Source organism: Afipia sp. Root123D2, from assembly GCF_001425835.1.
Lineage (GTDB): Bacteria > Pseudomonadota > Alphaproteobacteria > Rhizobiales > Xanthobacteraceae > Afipia.
Genome location: NZ_LMDP01000001.1, coordinates 252,244 through 271,740 on the forward strand (window position 1 = coordinate 252,244; position 19,497 = coordinate 271,740).

Consider the following 19,497-nt stretch of genomic DNA (forward strand, 5'->3'; position numbering starts at 1 on the left):
CAAATCATCCCGGGCGGGCGGCATCACCGGCGCGGGAACGAGGTGCGGCAACTTATGCGGCACATGAAAACTGCATACTCATTTGCGGGGATAATGTGGAGACATCGTGGCAGCCGAATTTGTCAGCGAAACGAGTGGCTTATCGGGCCGGTCGGGTCGCTGACTACTGCGGGGCTGAATCGCTGCGAGTAGTGGGTCGTTACAGGTCGGGCAGCGCCGTAATGGCGACGTTGATCGTGCCGGTGGCTTCGGCCACCACCCGCAGCGTTGTGGAATCGAAGGCGATATCGCCGAGCCGAACGCCAGTCACCGCTGCATCGATCCGCAGCCCATCATCATTCTTGCGGAAATCGGTGATGACGGCAGCGAGCTTCTGTTGAGCGCTGGCTGCGAGAGCCTTGAGGTCGATGGTCGCCCGTTCCTCCAGCGCATGCTGGAGATACGGCACCGCCGCGCGAGCGGCGGCACCGAGCAGGCCGAAGGCCGCGTTCGATTCAACGGCGAGTTCGAGATCGGCCAGCCGCAACAGCTGCTTCTTCTGATCGAGCACCGGCCGTCCCCAGATGTGGATCGTGGCTTCACCGCCGAGGCCGAACCAGGATTTTTTCTCCTTCGCATTCACCAGCAGCGAGATCAGCAGCCGATCGCCGGCGGCGTTGACGCTGGCGGCCTTGACTGTGACGGCAACGGCGCCGCTGCCATCGTCAGGAAATGTGCGTCCCTTGAGCTGCGCCTCGACGATCCGGCTGACCTCGGTGAAGGTCAGGTCGATCGGCACGCCGATGCTGACGTGTCCGTTATCGCGCGGTGCAACGATCTGCAGCGTCGATGGGAACGGACAGTCCGGCTTGGTTTGCCGTGCGGTGATGCGGGTCTCGGCCTGCAGGCCAACCATCAGCGTGACATTGCGCGCATCGACGCGCGGCTGGGCGGCCACCGCCTTGGTCGGCTTCATTTCAAGGAACAGCGGCGGCGCATCGGCATTGACCGGTGGAAGCGGAATCGTGCGGCACATCCTGGTCCATTCGCGGCGCGCACTCTGCTCGAGGGCGCGGTCACTGCGTAGCCGTTGCTGCAACAGATTGACCTGCTCGTTCACAGTCCGGTCCAGGACCGGCTTGACCTGCGCCGGCACTGCGACCCGGGCGCCGGCGACCGTGAGAGTGGTGTCGCCGAGATTGACCTGCGCGGTCAGTCTCGGATCGATGTGCCAATCGGTCAGGATTTCCGGGCGGGCCGTCATCGCGACATTTCCGCGGATGGCGGCGCTGGCATTGAGCGACTTGATCGACACGCTTCCGATCTGTTTGGCCGCGTTGCTGCCCAGAAGGCCTCCCAGCGCATCGCCGAGCGCACTTCCGGCTCCGGCCGACAGCGATCCCAGGACTGTCAGTTTGCCGTCAAGCGGCGTTGAAAGCGCCAGTGCGTTTTGCGCGCCATTGACGACGACCGGCCCTCGGGTGACGGTCCAGCTGATGTCGGCGTTCGACAGAATCTGGCTTACGGGATTCTCGGCCTTGCCGCTGAGATTGCGCGGTGCGGCGCGGTCGAGCGTATCGCGAATGGTTGTCAGAGCGATCGTCACCGGCGCGATGATTTCGGAATTGCGCGAAACGGGTGGCAGCGGCGGCAGTTTTGCCAGCACCGGCTTCTCGACGCCGCGCGGCCACAGCCAATCCATCGCTTTCAGGCTTGCGTAAAACGAAACGGCGAGGACCGCCAACCCGATCAAGATGAATTTCAAGCGCATGTCGCCCCCGGTTCGTTGAGGCCAACGATGCTATCGTCATGTGACAATGCGCGCCAGTCCTTAACGCATGCCGGTGTGAAGACCGATTTCGGGTTCTGGTGTTTAAGGCGAGACGCGTGCGACCGGGCCGCCTGCCTTTTCCCACATGGCAATTCCGCCCTGGATATGACGGGCATTCGGCAGCCCGGCCTGTTGCGCGGCCTGCACCGCCATCGCGGAGCGCTCGCCGAACGCGCAATAGAACAGAAGCTGAGTGCCGGAAGCGACGCCGAGTTGATGAAGAATCCCGCCGGGCTTCACATTGTCCTCAAGGTCGGTGTATGGCGCGTGGACCGATCCCGAAATGATGCCGTGCCGCTCGCGTTCGCGAGGTTCGCGGAGATCGATAAACACCACCCCGGGGCGCCCGATAGTTTCGATCGCCTGCGCCGCAGTCAGTGCCCAGCCACGCCGCGCCACTTCATCCTGAGCAAGGCCGACATGCATGTTCGCCGGCACTGCCACGTCCATCATCTTGGGATTTGGCAAATGCAGATTCATCATCAGATCGACATATTGATCCACGGACTTGACTTGCAAACGCGGGTTGCAAGCCCGCTCCTCGCCGATAGTGGAGACGGTGTCGCCTTTGTAGTCGTGTGCAGGATAGATAAGAGTGCGGTCCGGCAGTTTCAGTAGCCGGTTGAAAATCGATTCATATTGCGCGCGAGGATCGCCGTTCTGGAAGTCGGTTCGGCCGGTGCCACGGATCAGCAGTGTGTCGCCGGTGAAGACGCGATCATCCATCGCAAAGCTGTATGAGTCGTCGGTGTGTCCCGGCGTATAGAGGACATCGAGCGATACGCCTTCGATATTGACGCGATCTCCGTCGGCAACGCGCATCGAGACCACATCGACGCCGCTCTGTTCACCCATCACGGTAACGCAATGGGTGAGATCGCGCAGCTTGCCAAGTCCGGTGATGTGATCCGCATGCAGGTGCGTATCGACGGCCTTGACGAGCTTGAGGTCGAGTTCGTGCAGGAGCTGGATATACCGGTCGACCTTCTCGATGACCGGATCGATGATCAGGGCCTCGCCGCCCTGACGGCTGGCGAGCAGGTAGGTGTAAGTGCTCGAGGTGGTGTCGAACAATTGGCGAAAGATCATGACGTTCCGATTCTGCGGTGCGACTGAGTGCCGACTTTATATCACCGTGTGGGGCGGTCCGCATGTCACGCCATCGCGAAAGGACGCGTTTGGCAACACCCTCGCTGGACATACGAGGCGCAGTCATTCATGGCGACAGTCACCGTTCACATGATCGGTCGAGAATTCGATTTCGTGGCCGGCTTGCCTCAGAAGATTCCGAGGATGATCGCGCCGACAAAAGCGATCGTCGTATATGCGGCCACAACGCTCAGACTGCTGCCGAAAGTCATGGGACGCTCCCTGGTTCGCGCGGGTCGTCGCTGTAACGCGCAACGTAATGGAGCGTTCCCGGGGAAAAAAGTAAGCCATGCTGCTGCATCGGCTCCCTGTGGATAGCGGTGAAACACAGAAGCCGCAGCGTTATGGTTAAAAAACTTTGAAAAACAATGCGTTGAAGAGTCTTTAAGTTTATTGACCGAACGTGCCCGCATGGCACGTCGAATTAGCTTGTGTGTTGTAGGTTCTTTGGTCCTCGTCTCCCTCGTGGGGTGCGGCCGCGGCTTTTTTACCGCGGAGCGCGAACCTTGGCGGGCAGAGGCCGAGATGGCATGCCTGAAATCGGGCGTAGTGAAGGAAAACGCTGATCTGGTCCGGATCAAGCCGATCGCGGGACCGGGCGTTTGCGGCGCCGAGTACCCTCTGAAGGTCGCAGCTCTCGGTGAAAGCAGCAGTTCATTTAGCTATGCCGAGGTAATCCGTCCGCCAGGCAGCGTCGGCAGCCAGCCGCGCTGGCCGGTCGCGCAACAGCCGCAGTCGTCATATGCCCGGCCGGCCTATCCACCGCCAGCTCAACAGCCTTATCCGGCGTCCGGATCGGCGCAGTACAATTTGAATCCACCGGGTGGCCCGGTATCGTTGAATGCGCCGGGAATTCCTGCTTCCAACACCGATGACGTCGAAGCCGAACCGCTTCCCCCGCCCGGCAGCGCGCCGTCTCAGCCTCGTGCGGGTTACAACGCGCAGCCCTATCCGCAAGGTCGCGACACCGCGCCTTATTCGCAGCCACGCCTCGGGCCCGCGCAGGGAAATTCGGTGGCGTCGTTCGGGCCTGTCGCATTGAAGCCGGCGGCGACACTGGCGTGTCCCATCGTGTCGGTGCTCGATCGCTGGCTGACGGAAGCCGTGCAGCCGGCCGCGATGCGCTGGTTCGGCGCGCGTGTCGTGGAAATCAAGCAGATCTCGGCCTATTCGTGCCGCGGCATGAACGGCAACCCGCGCGCTCATATCTCCGAACATGCGTTCGGCAACGCGCTCGATATCGCAGGATTCACGCTGGCGGACGGGCGTTACATTTCCGTACAGCATGGCTGGAAGGGTTTGCCGGAAGAGCAGGGCTTCCTGCGAGATGTCGAAGGCGCGGCCTGCCGGGAATTCACCACCGTGCTGGCGCCGGGCGCCAACATCTATCACTACAACCACATTCACGTCGATCTGATGCGACGTTCGTCCGGTCGTTCGATCTGCAAGCCGGCAGCCGTGTCCGGTGAGGAAATCGCCGCGCGTGCGTCAGGCGGCCGTTACGCCGGCCGCGATGCTGGCGTCACCGGCTCGCTCGGCGGACGCAAGCTCAGTGCGAAGGCCCGCGAGGCTGCCGACGACGAGGGCATCGAGGACGAGTCCCACATTCGCTAGTGCGCAATGCGCCGCCGCAACCAGAGCCGTGTGATTATTTCCGGCGGTAGCCTGCGAGAAACAGGCGCATGGCGCTCTTGACCACCGTTTCGATCTGCGCGGCGGTCGGCGCGGGTTTGGCCTGAAAAATGTAGGGCTGAAACAACGTCGCCTGGCACATCATCATGAACTGCGCAGCCGCGAGCTGGCTATTATCGATGGTGAGGTCGTTTTCCTTCGCCCTCGCATCGAGATAGCCCGCGAGGCGGTTGATGGTATGGGCCAGCACGCGCTCGTAGAAGCGCCGGCCGAGTTCGGGCTTGCGTTCGGCAATCGCCATCACGGTTCGGACTGCTGAGCCGCCGTCAGGCCGGCACAGCACTTCGATATAGGCCCGGCCGAAATTCTTCAGCGTTGTTTCCACGTCCTTGGTCGGATCGAAATCGAACGCGAATTTGCCCTGCTCGAGACACTCCTGTTCGACAATGGCTTCGAACAGGGCGTTCTTGTCGGCGAAATAAACGTACAGAGTGCCCTTGGAGACGCCGGCGGCCCGCGCGATCTCCCCCATGCTGGCTCCGTCGAAGCCCAGCTCCATGAACACCCGGCGTGCGCCATCGAGAATCTGGCGGCGCTTGGCGTTGTCATCTTCGCCGGATGGGCGGGTGAGCGGAGCTGAAGCAATCATTCGTTTAGCCTGCTTTTGAATATCCCTTGTATGGGCACGCGGCGCCGATGTCCCGGGCGGTGTCGAATTGTATGGTCCGCTCACTTAAATTACCATTGACCGAACCGTTCGGTCAATGGTAATTACTGTCACCTTGGGGCTGCGTGCGCCCCGATTGTTGTTTTCGGCTGGAACGATCGCCGGAACGAGAGGGAGGCCGAAATGGCCGCGTCTGGACGAGATCAAGCCGCCCGGGTCATCCGCCCGGAGGATGGCGCTTCCGAAAACGAAGCGCAGCGCGCTGAGGCGGTCTCCAAACTTGAAAATCTCCGCGCGCGTTCGGCCGAACCGGAGGCGCGCCGCACGGGTGATGCTACTGCCGAAGCGCCGACGGTTGATGCACCGGCTGCTCCTGTGAAATCCGGCCGGCGCACGAAGGTTTTGACCGGAATTGGCGCAATCGCTGCGCTCGCGGCGATCTATGCCGGTTATTATTATTTCGTCACGGGACGCTACATGGTGTCCACCGACGACGCCTATGTCCGCTCCAACAACACCACGCTCGGTGCGCGGGTGTCCGGTCACATCGAGAAGATCGCGATTGGCGACAACACGCGGGTGAAGGCTGGAGACCTGCTGTTCCAGATCGACGACGGTGACTACCGGATCGCGGTCGAGAATGCGCGCGCGAAAATCGCGACGCAGGAGGCAACCATCGAACGGATCGGCCGACAGGCCGTCGCACAGGAAAGTGCGGTCGAGCAGGCCAAGGCACAACTTGCATCGGCTGATGCGGCAACCAAACGCGCGGAAGCGGACTTCACCCGTCAGCAAACATTGACCGACAGGGGTTTCGCATCGAAGGCGACCTTTGATGTCGCGCAGGCCGCGCGCGATCAGGCTGTCGCCTCGGTGCAGGGCGCAAAGGCGACTCTCGACGCCGCCGAAGCGCAGGTCGGTGTCATCAAGTCCCAGCAGGCGGAAGCAAAGGGGCAGCTCAATGAGCTGAAAACCGCACTCGAAAAGGCGGAACGCGATCTGTCGTTCACGACGATCCGCGCCCCTGTCGATGGCGTGTTCTCCAACCGGCTCGTCAATGAGGGCGACTTCATTCAGCCCGGTCAGCGCCTCGCCAACGTGGTGCCGCTTGACGGCGTCTATATCGATGCGAATTTCAAGGAAACCCAAGTCGCTCGGTTGAAGCCCGGTCAGCGCGTGAAGATTTCCGTCGATGCGATCAGTGGCCGCACCATCACCGGCACCGTCGACAGCATTGCCCCAGCCTCGGGCTCGGTTTTCACCTTGCTGCCGCCCGACAACGCCACCGGTAACTTCACCAAGATCGTGCAGCGCCTGCCGGTCCGAATCCGGATTCCCGCGTCGGTCGCGAAGGAAAACATGCTGCGCGCCGGCATGTCAGTGGTGGTGAGCGTCAACACCAAGCCATCGCCCGACGGCGTCGATCCGATTGCCGCGCGATAAGAGAAGCACGGGCTCGAAGATGAGAGCCTGAGGAACACCACATGGCGTCCAGTGCATCGCCAACCATGGATGGCGCGGGCCCTCGCGGCCCGGCAGCTTCCGCTGCGCCATCCGAAAAGATCGCGCCGCGCCGGCTGTTCGCCTTCCTGATCATGGTGTTCGGGATGTTCATGTCGATTCTGGACATCCAGATCGTCTCGGCATCGCTGTCCGAAATCCAGGCCGGTCTGTCGGCCAGTTCCAGCGAAGTGGCATGGGTGCAGACGGCGTATCTGATCGCGGAAGTGATCGCGATTCCACTCTCAGGCTTCCTGTCGCGCGCGCTGGGAACGCGGCTTTTGTTCGCGATCTCGGCGTCAGGTTTTACCGCGGCGAGCCTGATGTGCGGATTCACGTCGACGATCGAACAGATGATCCTGTGGCGGGCGATCCAGGGTTTTGTCGGCGCGGGTATGATCCCGACCGTGTTCGCTTCGGCCTACACGGTTTTTCCGCGCTCGAAGTTCTCCATCGTCACACCAATCATCGGGCTGGTGGCGACGCTGGCGCCGACCATCGGGCCGACGGTCGGCGGCTATATCACCGAATTGATGTCGTGGCACTGGCTGTTCTTCATCAATGTCATTCCCGGGATCGGCATCACCATCGGTGTTCTGGCGCTGGTCGATTTCGACGAGCCGCACCTTGAACTGCTGGATCATTTCGACTGGTGGGGATTGATCGCGATGGGCGGCTTTCTCGGCTCGCTCGAATATGTGCTGGAGGAAGGTCCGCGCAACGACTGGCTTCAGGACGATTCCATTTTCTTCTTCGCGGTGGTCTGCGTCATCTCCGCCGTCGCCTTCTTCTACCGGGTGCTGACGGCGAAGGAACCGATCGTCGATATTCGCGCCTTCACCGATCGCAATTTCGCGCTGGGGTCGATGTTCTCGTTCTGCGTCGGCATCGGCCTTTACGGTTTGACCTATCTCTATCCGCGCTATCTTGCCGAAGTGCGGGGCTATAGCGCCCTGATGATCGGCGAAACCATGTTCGTGTCCGGTGCTGCGATGTTCCTGACGGCGCCGCTGGTTGGGCGCATGATGGGCAAGGTCGATCCGCGCGTCATGATCGCATTCGGGCTGGTGATGTTTGCCGCCGGTTCATGGCTGATGACCTGGGTGACCAAGGACTTCGATTTCTATGAACTGTTGCGGCCGCAGATCCTGCGTGGCTGCGGTATCATGATGGCGATGATTCCGGTTAATAATATCGCTCTGGGCACGCTGCCACCCGAGCGAATCAAGAATGCCTCCGGGCTGTTCAACCTTACCCGAAATCTCGGCGGTGCGGTCGGTCTCGCGCTCATCAACACGGTGCTGGATCACCGCACCGATTTGCATATCTCCCGCCTGCATGACCACGTGACCTGGGGTAACGCCACCGCGGTCGAAACGCTCAATATGTTCGCGAAGAAATTTCAGGGGATGGGTGACGCCTCACTGATGGCGCTGAAGCAGTTGTCGCAGATCGTTCATCGCCAGGCGGTGGTGATGAGCTACGGCGACGCCTTTTTCATCTTGACGCTATTCTATCTCGGGCTGAGCTGCTGCGTGGTCATGGTCCGCAAGCCGACCATGGCCGGGCCGATTGCGGATGCGCACTGAACTCCGGCTGCGGCAGGATGGTTAGTTGGAAAGACATTTCGATGTCTGCAGCTAAAAATTTGCCGCAATTGATGTGCAAGGAAACAATCCCGGCGCGCATTTGCGGCGCCGTCACTCGAACGCGGGAGGATCGCATGGATTTGAATTTTGCGTTTATCGCGACCCCGCGCGTCATCGGCGTTCGCGCCGCCAACTCCGGTTTCCCGCTCGGTTAACCCCGAGGTCCTCCGTGACGAGTTGCCGGCTGATCCTGGGATATCGGGATCGATCCAGGCTGCGACGCATCGGGTTCTGAAGCCCGCGCCCGCTTTCTTTCACAACTGATTTGCCTTGCGGCCACGCACCGCTGTCCTGCGTCGTCGCACCAATTAATGGAGCCGGCTTGCCTGCGAGCAGCCGGATAATGTCATGACCCGACCTCACAAGAAGACACCCGCGATCCGCGCGGTGTTGCTGTTCGTCTTCCGCCACTGGCGCAATCAGCCGGTCCGTTTGTCCGTTGTCGCCGGTGGCCTGATCGCCGCGGCGGCCGCGGACGTGTTCATGCCGCTGTTTGCCGGAAAGCTGGTGGACGCGGTTGCGTTGGCGACAACCGATCAGGCCGCAGCCCATCGCGCCGCAACGATTGCGTTTGCCGCCATCGTTGCGCTTGGCTTCGCGGCGATGGCGCTGCGTTTCATCGGCCTGAAGGCGATCCTGCCGTTCACGCTGCGCATCATGTCGGACGTGGCGCAGAACGCTTTCGTTCGGATTCAGCGGTTCTCCACGGACTGGCACGCCAACAGCTTCGCCGGTTCGACCGTGCGCAAGATCACGCGCGGCATGTGGGCGCTGGACCTGATGAACGACACCGTCCTGATGGCTCTGGTGCCGTCATTGGTGGTGCTGCTTGGCTCGACCATCCTGGTCGGGTGGCACTGGCCGGTGCTCGGTGCGGCAATTGCGTTGATCACGCTCGCTTATGTTGCGATGACCGTTGCCCTCACGACGAACTACATCGCGCCTGCCGCCCAGTTGTCCAACGCGCTGGATACCAAGGTCGGCGGCACGCTGGCCGATGCGTTGACCTGCAACGCGGTGGTGAAGTCGTTCGGTGCGGAAGCGCAGGAAGACGCCCGCGTCGCCGGCGTGCTCAGAAAATGGCGTCGCCGTGCAGGGCGCACATGGCTGCGCTACACCTATGTGGGTACCGCGCAGCATGCGGTGCTTGTTTTGATGAGCGCGACCGTCATCGGCGGCGTGCTGCTGCTATGGATCGCGGGTCGTGCGTCGCCGGGCGATGTGACCTATGTGGTGACGACGTACTTCGTCATCCACGGCTATCTTGGCGATATCGGCCAGCACATCAGTCACCTCCAGCGGTCGGTGAACGACATGGAGGAACTGGTCGAGATTCACGACGAAGCGATCGGTATCGCCGATGCGCCGGATGCGCAGCCGATGAAAGTCGCGGGCGGCGGCATCGTGTTCGACGATGTGACGTTTCACTATCGTGGGCATGGCACGCCGCTCTACGATCGGCTCTCGGTCGATATCAAGCCCGGCGAGCGCGTCGGTCTGGTCGGCCGCTCTGGCTCGGGCAAGACGACGTTCGTCAAGCTGATCCAGCGGCTTTACGACGCAACGGCTGGCCGCATCCTGATCGACGGTCAGGATGTCGCGAAGGCGACGCAGCAATCGCTGCGCAGTCAGATCGCGATCGTGCAGCAGGAGCCGATCCTGTTTCACCGTTCACTGGCCGAGAACATCGCTTACGGGCGGCCCGGCGCGACATTGGCGCAGATCGAGGAAGCGGCTCGCCTTGCGAACGCGCATGATTTCATCATGCGGTTGCCGAAGCGGTACGAAACGCTGGTCGGCGAGCGGGGCGTGAAGCTGTCGGGCGGTGAGCGCCAGCGCGTGGCGTTGGCGCGCGCCTTTCTGGCGGATGCGCCGATCCTGATCCTCGATGAGGCGACATCGAGCCTCGATTCGGAATCGGAAGCGCTGATCCAGGAGGCGATGGATCGTCTGATCCAGGGTCGCACCGCGATCGTGATCGCGCATCGTCTGTCGACGGTGCGTCGTCTCGACCGGATTCTGGTGTTCGATCGTGGCCGGATCGCCGAGGAAGGGACACATGCGTCCCTTGCGGCGCGACCGGAAGGCATCTACCGCGCCCTGTTCGAGCGGCAGGTGCTGGATCTCGACCGGATACTTGCGGCCGAATGAGTGCACACTGCAATGATAACAGAGGCCTCTCTCCCCCAATCAGGGGGAGGGAGGCGACGCGAGCGGCGTCCGTTTGACCCGGACCTGGGCGCTGATCGCAACGGTGACGACCACTGCCGCTGCAAACAACAGAATCTGCAACGTGATCGTCTCGTCGTTGAACACCGCCGCCAGCGCGAAAGTGATGAACGGCTGCAGTAACTGCACCTGCGACACGCGCGCGATGCCACCCATCGCCATTCCGGCATTCCACGCAAAGAAGCCGATCCATTGCGAGAACAGCGCGACGTAAAGAAGCGCCAGCCACGGGCTAAGCGGAATGCTCGAGAGATCAGGCGGCATGGTCAGAACTGCCGCGGGAATCGAGATCGGAAGCGACATCACCAGCACCCAGCTGATGACTTCCCAACCGGGCATCGACGCTGTCAGACGGCCGGAGAAGCCATACCCGATCGCGGACACGATCACCGATGCGAACAGCAAAAGATCGCCCGCCGACACTGTGCCGCCACCCTGACGCAACGCAAATGCGACCACGATCGCTGCACCGGCGACCGAAGCGATCCAGAACATGGCTTTAGGGCGTTCGTGCGTGATCGCGACGGCAACGAGTGCGGTCGCGATCGGCAGAATTCCCAGAACGACACCGCCGTGCGAGGCGTCGACCGTCGTCAGCGCGAGCGCCATCAGGAACGGAAATCCGACACTCACGCAGATCATCGTGAGTGCCAGCTGCGGCCACAGCCGGCGCGGTGGCAGTGGCCGGCGCAGCACGATCATCAGTGCCAGCGCGCATAGTCCGGCGATCGCCGTGCGCATGGCGGTGAAAGCAAGCGGATCGATGACCGAAACGCCGAGACGCGTGGCCGGCAGCGTTCCACCGAAGATGGCGACGCCGATGAAGCCGAGCAGCAGGCCGAGTTGTTCGTGAGAGCGGAATGACGGAGGCATGGGGCGCGGAACGTAGCTGCTTTGCACCGCCCGGCATAGGCAGGCCGGTCCCGACAAGCAGGCATGGCAGCAATGAAAAGTTGATTGCGTGAAGCAGATATCGGTCAGAACTGGCGAGGGGTCCGGCGTGGTTGCGCCGAACCCCTCGTTGTCGTTCCGCGATCCATCCGGATCGCAGTTCAAGATATCAGCCAGCCTGTAAGCCGGGTTCTGTAGGGCCTGCATGGTTTGCACCACGCAGACGTGACGGCCATTCCTCTGGGACGCCGGTTGCCCGGCGCCTCAAGCAACCTACCCGGACAGCGAGCTTGACATCGCCCTGCGGAGTTATCGCCCGGTTGAGCGAACTTTCCGCGATGCTGTCCCTATTCGGTTTTGCTCCCGGTGGGGTTTGCCATGCCGTCTCCGTCGCCGGAAACGCGGTGCGCTCTTACCGCACCTTTTCACCCTTACCTCCGTCGAAACGGGGCGGTTCGTTCTCTGTGGCACTTTCCCTGGGGTCGCCCCCGCCGGACGTTATCCGGCACCGTATGTCGATGGAGCCCGGACTTTCCTCCCCGGCGACCTTTCGATCCTTGCCGGGGCGGCCGTCCAGCCGACTGACGCTGCAGTGATGGGCGCGGCCGTCCGCGGGGTCAAGAGGCGGGAGCTGTTTCCTGGGGAAGGCTGGCGAGGAGATTTTCCAGCGTAGTCAATGTCGAGTGATCGGCGACGCCGTCGACGCGCTCGGGCCGGAAGTGGCGCTGGAAGGCAGCCACGACATCGAGGGTCGTGGTGTCGTACTGGCTGGTCAGCGCGATATTGTAGCCATAGCGCGACAGCGCGCGCTGAAGCTGCAGCACCTGTTCGCCGGTTGCGCCGCGCATTTTCTGCTCACTACGCCCGAGTGGCGCCGGTTCGACCCAGTGGCCGACGCCGGAATCGGCCAGCAGCCGCCAGGGGAATTTCTCACCGGGATCCTTCTTGCGGGCGGGCGCGACGTCCGAATGTCCGAGCACGCGAGCTTTTGCGATATTGCGGCGGAGCATGATGCCTTTGCATAGCGCGATCACCGCCGCAGTCTGACGCAGAGGAAAATCGGGATAGCCGAGATCATGACCCGGATTGACGATCTCGATGCCGATCGACCGCGAATTGATGTCGGTTTCGCCTGCCCAGAACGAAATGCCGGCATGCCAGGCGCGCGCGGATTCCTGCACGGACTGAATGACAGCACCGTCTTCCAGCACGATATAGTGTGCCGAGACTTCCGTGCCTGTGGCGCAAAGGCGCTCAATCGCGCTGGCAGCGTCGGTCATGCCGGTATAGTGGAGCAGGATCATGTCCGGCTCCCGGCCGTTCCTGCGTTCGTCGAAATTGGCCGACGGCATGACATCGGAGACGACGGACGAGTCCGGCATAAAGCTCAGCATGTCAGCCTTGAAACCTCGGAACTAGGGACGTGCGATCGGCGGTCAGGAGCCGTGCGGTCCCTTGACCTTCGTAAACGCAAGCGGCTTACGACATGACAACCCAAAGCGGGCAAGACAACGGCGGCATCCCTGCGGGCACTAACCAGACCGGGGGATGGCGTGCAATTCGGCGGGATCGTTATCCACACGCCATGCGCGCATACCGCAACTGCGCCGGAATGATCGGAAGGTTGGATTCGACCTTATCAACGATTCCTTAACGATAATTACCACTACTGAAGAGTGAAGAATCGCGCCGAAATTGGAGCGATCGCGGTTCCGTTGGTGCTTAAAAACCCATGGCAGGCCACCCAATTCCATGCGGATACCCGACCCTGCGACAAGGAACCGTCAGTGCGCCGCTGTTTCATAATAGTGGGACATTTCAAGGGCTTCCGTGTGCGCCGGAACGGCGGCGCATGCCCGGATTCCGTCCTGGTGCCGGACGGCAACGCTTTAACTCAAAGGCGGGGGCGCTTGTCATGACAGCAAATGCGCCGTCACCGCATATTTCCGTGCTGGGCCGCGAGGCGGTGGATTTTCTCGCGCCACGCGACGGTGGCATTTACGTCGATGCGACGTTCGGCGCCGGTGGCTACAGCCGCGCCATCCTCGATGTTCCCGGCACCCGCGTGATCGGCATCGACCGCGACCGTACCGCGATCGCCGCGGGATTCGATCTGGTCGATACCTCGGGCGGGCGTCTGACGCTGGTTGAAGACCGGTTTTCAAATCTTGCTGAAATCTGCGCGGCGCAGGGCCTCGATAGGGTCGACGGCGTGGTGATGGACGTCGGCGTATCGTCGATGCAACTCGATCGTGCCGAGCGTGGCTTTTCGTTTCGGTTTGACGGGCCGCTCGATATGCGCATGGGCCATGACGGTCCGACCGCAGCGGATGTGATCGCGAAAGCTTCCGAAACCGATCTCGCCAATATCATCTACATCTTCGGCGAGGAGCGTCATTCGCGGGCTGTAGCGCGCGCCATCGTCGCAGCGCGGCGCGAAGCACCGATCGTCACGACGCGCGCGCTTGCCGATATCGTCTCGCGAGTTGTGCGATCGAAGCCGAACGAGATTCATCCCGGCACCCGGACCTTCCAGGGCTTGCGCATTTTCATCAACGAGGAACTGGACGAACTGCATACATCGCTGGTGGCGGCCGAGCGGGTGCTCAAGCCGGGCGGACGGCTGGTCGTGGTGTCGTTTCATTCGCTCGAGGATCGCATCGTCAAGAACTTCATCGCGCAGCGCGGCAAGCGCGCCGGTGGCTCGCGGCATCTGCCGGATATCGAGCAGGCGGCCCCGAGCTTCGACATTCTAACCAAGCGGCCGGTCACACCCGGCCAGGAGGAGATCGCCGCCAATCCGCGCGCCCGCTCTGCCAAACTTCGTGCCGCGCAGCGCACTGATGCACCGGCGCAACCCGATCATGAAACGTTCGGCTGGCCGTCGCTTGCCGACGTGATGAGAGGGGGCTGACATGCGGATCATCCACTTCTTCGTCATCTGCGCGCTGATCTTCGCCGCTGCCTACGTCTATCGCATCAAGATGGAATCGACCGTTCGCACCGAGCGGGTCCTGCGCCTGCGTCACGATGTGCGAGAAGAACGCAACAAGATTGCACGGTTGCGCGCCGACTGGGCAAAGCTCCAGGCTCCGAGCCGTCTGCAGGGTCTGGTCGAGCGGCATCTTCCGCTGCGGCCCATCGACGCGACGCAATATGATTCATTGAAGAACCTGCCGCCGCGACCGCCAAGCCTGATCTCGCCGGACGAGCCCGACCCGATCGCAGCCATGATCGATATGGTTGAAAAGGACGAGACCACCGGGTCGATCCCATCGCGGGAGGGCCGACGATGACCGATCAGGCGACGCAGATCACACGTCCTCCCGAGCCGTGGCGCCAGCGGCTGGTGCGCTCCCTGCTGTACGGGCGCAATGTCGACCGCGCGGCCAAGGCCCGCGCGCGCGTCGGTCTCGCCATCCTCGCCTTCTCCGCGGTGTTCGCGATTATTGCCGCGCGCCTGCTGATGTACGCGATCGTCGGCGACAGCCACGGAACCCGCCGCACGGCCTCTCAGGATGCGATTGCCACCGCGCGTCCGGACATCCTCGATCGTAACGGCGAAATTCTCGCGACCGACGTCAAGGCGTCATCGCTGTTCGGCGAACCGCGCCGCATCATCGACGTCGACGAAGCCGTCGAGCTTTTGACCGCAACCTTGCCCGATCTCGACGAGCGGGAAGCGCGAGAGCGCCTGTCATCGCGGAAGGGATTCGTCTGGCTCAAGCGCGAGCTGACGCCGCAGCAGCAGAAGGATGTGTTCCGTCTTGGCATTCCCGGCATCGGGTTCCTGCGTGAGAACAAGCGCGTCTATCCCAGCGGCGTCGATGTCTCTCACCTGATCGGCCTCGTCAACGTCGATAACCAGGGCATCGCCGGAATCGAGAAGTGGCTCGATACCAACGGTCTCGCCGATCTGCATCGCGCGGGCTTCGCCACCGACCGCCAGCAGGCTCCGGTCGAACTCGCGGTCGATCTGCGCGTCGAACACGCGCTGCGCGATGAACTGATGAAGGCCAAGGTAAAATTCAAGGCGAAGGCAGCCTCGGGTCTGGTCAGCAACGTCAATACCGGCGAAATCGTCGCGATGGTGTCGCTGCCGGACTTCGATCCCAATAACCCGCGCGAAGCCAACGACCCGGACCGGATCAACCGCCTGACCACGGGCGTCTACGAGATGGGTTCCACCTTCAAGGCGTTCACGCTGGCGATGGCTCTCGACTCCGGCAAGGCGACGCTGAATTCGATGGTCGATGCGCGCGCGCCGCTGCGATATGGCCGGTTCAAGATCCACGACGATCATCCGCTCGGCCGTTTCATCAATCTGAAGGAGGTCTTCACCTTCTCGTCGAACATCGGGGCTGCACGTCTTGCACTCGCGCAGGGTGTCGAGGCCCACAAGGCATTCCTTGGCAAAATGGGCCAGTTGACCCGGCTGCGAACCGAATTGCCGGAAAGCGCTTCGCCACTTGTGCCACGCAGATGGGGTGAACTGAACACTGTGACGATCTCGTTCGGCCATGGTTTGTCGGTGGCGCCGCTGCAAGCGGTGATGGGCATCGACGCGCTGGTCAATGGTGGATACCTGATCCCGCCGACGTTCCTCAAACGCACCGAACAGGAGGCGAAGGCACTCGCCAAGCGCGTGATCAAGCCGGACACTAGCGACAAGATGCGCTTTCTGATGCGCCTGAACGCCGAGATCGGCACCGCAAGAAAGGCGGACGTCAAGGGCTATTATATCGGAGGCAAGACCGGTACTGCGGAAAAGGTCATCAACGGCCGCTATGCCAAGAAGCGCGTTCTCAATTCTTTCACCGCCATTTTGCCTGCGGACAAACCGCAGTATCAGCTTCTGGTTATGCTGGACGAACCGCAGCCGTTGCCGGAAACCCATGGTTTCATCACCTCGGGATGGAACGCGGTTCCGACCGGAGGCAAGGTGATTGCGCGGATCGCGCCGCTATTGGGCGTCGAGCCCCGGTTCGATTTGCCGCCGTCCGAGCGCCTTATTCTTGCGACATCGAAGGAGAGCCGGTAAGCGCGGCGCGAAAGCCGAATTCTGCGCGGACCGGACTGGAGACTGATGAAACTTCGCGACCTTTTCAGCGGCGATGCCGTGGTTGATGCGCAGGCCGGTTCGGTTGCCATCACCGGGCTGTCCATGGACAGCCGTGCGGTAAAAGCCGGCAATGTCTTCTTCGCGCTGGCGGGTGCGAAGACCGATGGCGCGCGCTTCATCGAGCAGGCGATCGCGTCTGGCGCGGTCGCCGTGGTCAGCGATCGCGCGCCGGAAGGCGACCGCCGCGTGTCATTCATCGCAAGCCCGAATCCGCGCCGCGCGCTGGCGCTGGCGGCCGCGAGATTTTATCCGGAGCAGCCGGCGACCATCGCCGCTGTGACCGGCACCAGCGGCAAGACCTCGGTGGCCGCTTTCACCCGGCAGATCTGGCAGCGCATCGGCCATTCGGCGGCCAGCATCGGCACCATCGGTCTCGTTGCACCCAAGCGAGAAGTGTATGGGTCGCTGACGACGCCCGATCCAATCGCGCTGCATCGCTCGCTCGACGAACTCGCCCGTGAGGGTGTCACCCATCTGGCTCTGGAGGCCTCATCGCATGGCCTCGATCAGCACCGGCTCGATGGCGTGCGGATCACGGCGGCAGCGTTCACCAATCTGTCACGCGACCACATGGACTATCATCCGACCGTCGAACATTATCTCGCAGCGAAACTACGGCTGTTCACCGATCTGGTTGCGGACGGCGGTCCTGCGGTGATTGCCGCCGATCACGATCATTCGGCAGCGGTGGTTGAAGCGTCACAGGCCCGCAAGCTCAACGTGATGACCGTCGGCCGCAAGGGGGATGCGATCAAGCTGCTCAGCGCGCGGATCGACGGTTTTGCGCAAATTCTGTCGATTGCGTCCGAGGGGCGGGCGCGAGACTTGCGCTTGCCGCTGGTCGGCGAATTCCAGATCGAGAATGCGCTGGTCGCGGCCGGTCTTGCCATCGGCACCGGCAGCGATGCGGAACAGGTATTTGCCGCGCTGGAGCATCTGGAAGGTGCGAAGGGGCGGCTCGAGTTCGTCGGCGAACGCAATGGCGCACCGGTTTTCGTTGATTATGCCCATAAGCCCGATGCGCTGGCCAAGGCGCTCGAAGCGCTGCGGCCTTATGCGAAACGCAAGCTCATTGTCGTGTTCGGCGCCGGCGGCGATCGCGACGCCGGCAAGCGTCCGTTGATGGGCGCCATCGCCGCGCAGGGTGCCGACAAGATCATCGTGACCGATGACAATCCTCGCAGCGAAGATCCGGCGACGATCCGGGCCGCGATCCTCGCGGCGGCAAAGGATGCGAAGGAAATTGGCGACCGCGCCGAGGCAATACGGGTGGCGGTTGCCGAATTGCAGCCGGGTGACGTACTGCTGATCGCAGGCAAAGGCCATGAAACCGGACAGATCGTTGGCGACCGCGTATTGCCGTTTAGCGATCACGATGCCGCCGCAGCGGCGCTTGCGGAGGCGGCATGAGCACGCAACCGCTATGGACCATTGCTGCGATGGCCGATGCGATGCACGCGGTGCGGGTTGGCGCGCTGCCTGACGCAATCACCGGCATTTCGATCGACAGCCGAACGCTAACCAATGGCGAAGCCTATTTCGCCATCAAGGGCGATGTTCACGATGGTCACGATTTCGTCGAAGCTGCGCTGAAAAATGGCGCCGGACTTGCGGTCGTTGCTGAATCCCATCGTGTAACGTTCGACGAGCGCCTTCCGCTGCTGGTGGTGCCGGATGTTCTGGCCGGTTTGATCGATCTGGCGCATGCGTCGCGTGCGCGCTCTCAAGCCAAAATTATCGCTGTTACGGGATCGGTCGGAAAAACATCGACCAAGGAAGCGCTCCGCAGCGTCTTGAGCGCGCAGGGTGAAACCCATGCGTCAGCGGCTTCGTTCAACAATCACTGGGGTGTGCCGCTGTCGCTGGCGCGATGCCCGGCATCGGCAGCGTTCGGGGTGTTCGAGATCGGCATGAACCACGCCGGCGAGATCGAACCGCTGGTCAAAATGGTGCGGCCGCACGTCGCCATCGTGACCACGGTCGAGCCCGTGCATCTGGAGTTTTTCTCCGGCATCGAGGCAATCGCCGACGCCAAGGCCGAGATTTTCGCTGGCGTCGAACCGGGCGGCGCGGCCGTGCTCAATCGGGACAACAGCCAGTTCGAACGGTTGCAGGCCCGCGCCAGGGAAGCCGGTGTGTCGCGGGTCGTCTCATTTGGCGCGGATGCGAAGTCCGATGCGCGCCTGATCGATGTGGCCCTGCATTCGGCCTGCTCGGCGGTGCGTGCCGAGATTCTGGGACATGAGGTCACCTATAAGCTCGGCGTGCCGGGCCGCCATATGGCGATGAATTCGCTGGCCGTGCTGGCGGCTGCAGCGCTTGCAGGTGCCGATCTGGCGCTCGCGGCACTGTCGCTGTCGGGAATTCAACCGGCGGCCGGACGCGGCGTGCGGCACCATCTCGGATTGACGTCCGGTTCCGCCTTGCTGATCGACGAAAGCTATAACGCCAATCCGGCGTCCATGGCTGCTGCTCTCGATGTTCTCGGGCAAGCCGAGGTCGGGCCACGCGGGCGGCGCATCGCGGTGCTCGGCGACATGCTCGAACTCGGTGCGACAGGGCCGGATCTGCATCGCGGACTTGCGGCGGCAGTGATTGCGAACCGGATCGATGCGGTGTTCTGCTGCGGGCCGCTGATGCGCAACCTGTGGGATGTTCTTCCGGCGGCGAAGAAGGGCGGCTATGCCGACAACGCAGCAGCGCTCGAACCGCAGGTCCTCACGGCGATCGGGAACGGCGACGTCGTTACCGTAAAAGGGTCACTTGGCTCGCGCATGAAGATGATTGTCACCGCGCTGGAAAAGCGCTTCCCACCCAACGCCTCACTCGACGATCTGGCGGTATAGGC

Annotated in this window: 16 protein-coding genes and 1 other RNA gene; 11 read left to right on the forward strand and 6 right to left on the reverse strand. The window is 62.3% G+C overall.

Annotated features, from left to right (window positions below):
- Positions 1–199: 199 nt before the first annotated feature.
- Both ASC80_RS01190 and ASC80_RS01195 read right to left on the reverse strand, forming a co-directional pair.
- Positions 200–1,750, reverse strand: coding sequence for a DUF4403 family protein (locus ASC80_RS01190; protein WP_056292085.1), 1,551 nt, complete (start codon positions 1,748–1,750; stop codon positions 200–202).
- 102 nt (positions 1,751–1,852) lie between these two features.
- Entirely contained in the window at positions 1,853–2,899 is a 1,047-nt protein-coding gene (locus tag ASC80_RS01195) for an MBL fold metallo-hydrolase (RefSeq protein WP_056292088.1), read from the reverse strand.
- A 129-nt stretch (positions 2,900–3,028) separates the two neighbouring features.
- On the opposite strand from ASC80_RS01195, the gene ASC80_RS23960 reads away from it, so the two are divergent.
- On the forward strand, positions 3,029–3,277 hold the full coding sequence (locus tag ASC80_RS23960; RefSeq protein ID WP_162244564.1) for a hypothetical protein: 249 nt from the start codon (positions 3,029–3,031) through the stop codon (positions 3,275–3,277).
- Between the two features lie 93 nt (positions 3,278–3,370).
- Positions 3,371–4,573 carry an extensin-like domain-containing protein gene (locus tag ASC80_RS01200; RefSeq protein WP_056292091.1) on the forward strand — a complete coding sequence of 401 codons (1,203 nt, stop codon included), beginning with the start codon at positions 3,371–3,373 and terminating at the stop codon, positions 4,571–4,573.
- 34 nt (positions 4,574–4,607) lie between these two features.
- Here the strand turns inward: ASC80_RS01200 and ASC80_RS01205 are convergent, their stop codons facing one another.
- A complete protein-coding gene (locus ASC80_RS01205; protein WP_056292094.1) occupies positions 4,608–5,240 on the reverse strand; it encodes a TetR/AcrR family transcriptional regulator in 633 nt (210 codons plus the stop codon).
- 201 nt (positions 5,241–5,441) lie between these two features.
- Here ASC80_RS01205 and ASC80_RS01210 point away from each other — a divergent pair, with 201 nt between their 5' ends.
- The 4 genes from ASC80_RS01210 to ASC80_RS01220 all read left to right on the forward strand — a co-directional run bounded on the left by ASC80_RS01210 (position 5,442) and on the right by ASC80_RS01220 (position 10,558).
- Entirely contained in the window at positions 5,442–6,701 is a 1,260-nt protein-coding gene (locus ASC80_RS01210) for an HlyD family secretion protein (RefSeq protein ID WP_056292097.1), read from the forward strand.
- A gap of 41 nt (positions 6,702–6,742) precedes the next feature.
- On the forward strand, positions 6,743–8,347 hold the full coding sequence (locus ASC80_RS01215; protein ID WP_056292099.1) for a DHA2 family efflux MFS transporter permease subunit: 1,605 nt from the start codon (positions 6,743–6,745) through the stop codon (positions 8,345–8,347).
- Between the two features lie 41 nt (positions 8,348–8,388).
- Complete coding sequence (locus ASC80_RS23450; protein WP_156464210.1) at positions 8,389–8,562, forward strand: hypothetical protein; 174 nt, start codon at positions 8,389–8,391, stop codon at positions 8,560–8,562.
- Positions 8,563–8,755: 193 nt separating this feature from the next.
- Positions 8,756–10,558: an ABC transporter ATP-binding protein gene (locus ASC80_RS01220; RefSeq protein ID WP_056292102.1), complete on the forward strand. Its 1,803-nt coding sequence runs from the start codon at positions 8,756–8,758 to the stop codon at positions 10,556–10,558.
- Positions 10,559–10,597: 39 nt separating this feature from the next.
- Here the strand turns inward: ASC80_RS01220 and ASC80_RS01225 are convergent, their stop codons facing one another.
- The 3 genes from ASC80_RS01225 to ASC80_RS01230 form a co-directional block, all read right to left on the reverse strand.
- Positions 10,598–11,509 (reverse strand): DMT family transporter, encoded by a 912-nt coding sequence (locus ASC80_RS01225; protein ID WP_056292106.1) that lies wholly within the window; start codon positions 11,507–11,509, stop codon positions 10,598–10,600.
- Between the two features lie 183 nt (positions 11,510–11,692).
- Positions 11,693–12,112, reverse strand: an RNA gene (gene rnpB, locus ASC80_RS09170) — RNase P RNA component class A.
- A gap of 32 nt (positions 12,113–12,144) precedes the next feature.
- Positions 12,145–12,921, reverse strand: a complete 777-nt coding sequence (locus ASC80_RS01230) for an N-acetylmuramoyl-L-alanine amidase (protein WP_056292107.1) — start codon at positions 12,919–12,921, stop codon at positions 12,145–12,147.
- A gap of 521 nt (positions 12,922–13,442) precedes the next feature.
- Here ASC80_RS01230 and rsmH point away from each other — a divergent pair.
- From rsmH to ASC80_RS01255, 5 genes are read left to right on the forward strand one after another with little or no spacing between them, the layout of a single operon-like run.
- Complete coding sequence (gene rsmH, locus ASC80_RS01235; protein WP_200941134.1) at positions 13,443–14,441, forward strand: 16S rRNA (cytosine(1402)-N(4))-methyltransferase RsmH; 999 nt, start codon at positions 13,443–13,445, stop codon at positions 14,439–14,441.
- A gap of 1 nt (position 14,442) precedes the next feature.
- Positions 14,443–14,823 carry a cell division protein FtsL gene (gene ftsL / locus ASC80_RS01240; protein ID WP_056292112.1) on the forward strand — a complete coding sequence of 127 codons (381 nt, stop codon included), beginning with the start codon at positions 14,443–14,445 and terminating at the stop codon, positions 14,821–14,823.
- Positions 14,820–16,568: a peptidoglycan D,D-transpeptidase FtsI family protein gene (locus ASC80_RS01245; protein WP_056292115.1), complete on the forward strand. Its 1,749-nt coding sequence runs from the start codon at positions 14,820–14,822 to the stop codon at positions 16,566–16,568. The genes ftsL and ASC80_RS01245 overlap by 4 nt, the downstream gene beginning before the upstream one ends.
- A gap of 45 nt (positions 16,569–16,613) precedes the next feature.
- Entirely contained in the window at positions 16,614–18,059 is a 1,446-nt protein-coding gene (locus ASC80_RS01250) for a UDP-N-acetylmuramoyl-L-alanyl-D-glutamate--2,6-diaminopimelate ligase (RefSeq protein WP_056292116.1), read from the forward strand.
- Positions 18,056–19,495: a UDP-N-acetylmuramoylalanyl-D-glutamyl-2,6-diaminopimelate--D-alanyl-D-alanine ligase gene (locus ASC80_RS01255; RefSeq protein WP_056292117.1), complete on the forward strand. Its 1,440-nt coding sequence runs from the start codon at positions 18,056–18,058 to the stop codon at positions 19,493–19,495. Before ASC80_RS01250 ends, ASC80_RS01255 begins: the two co-directional genes overlap by 4 nt.
- Positions 19,496–19,497 lie beyond the last annotated feature (2 nt).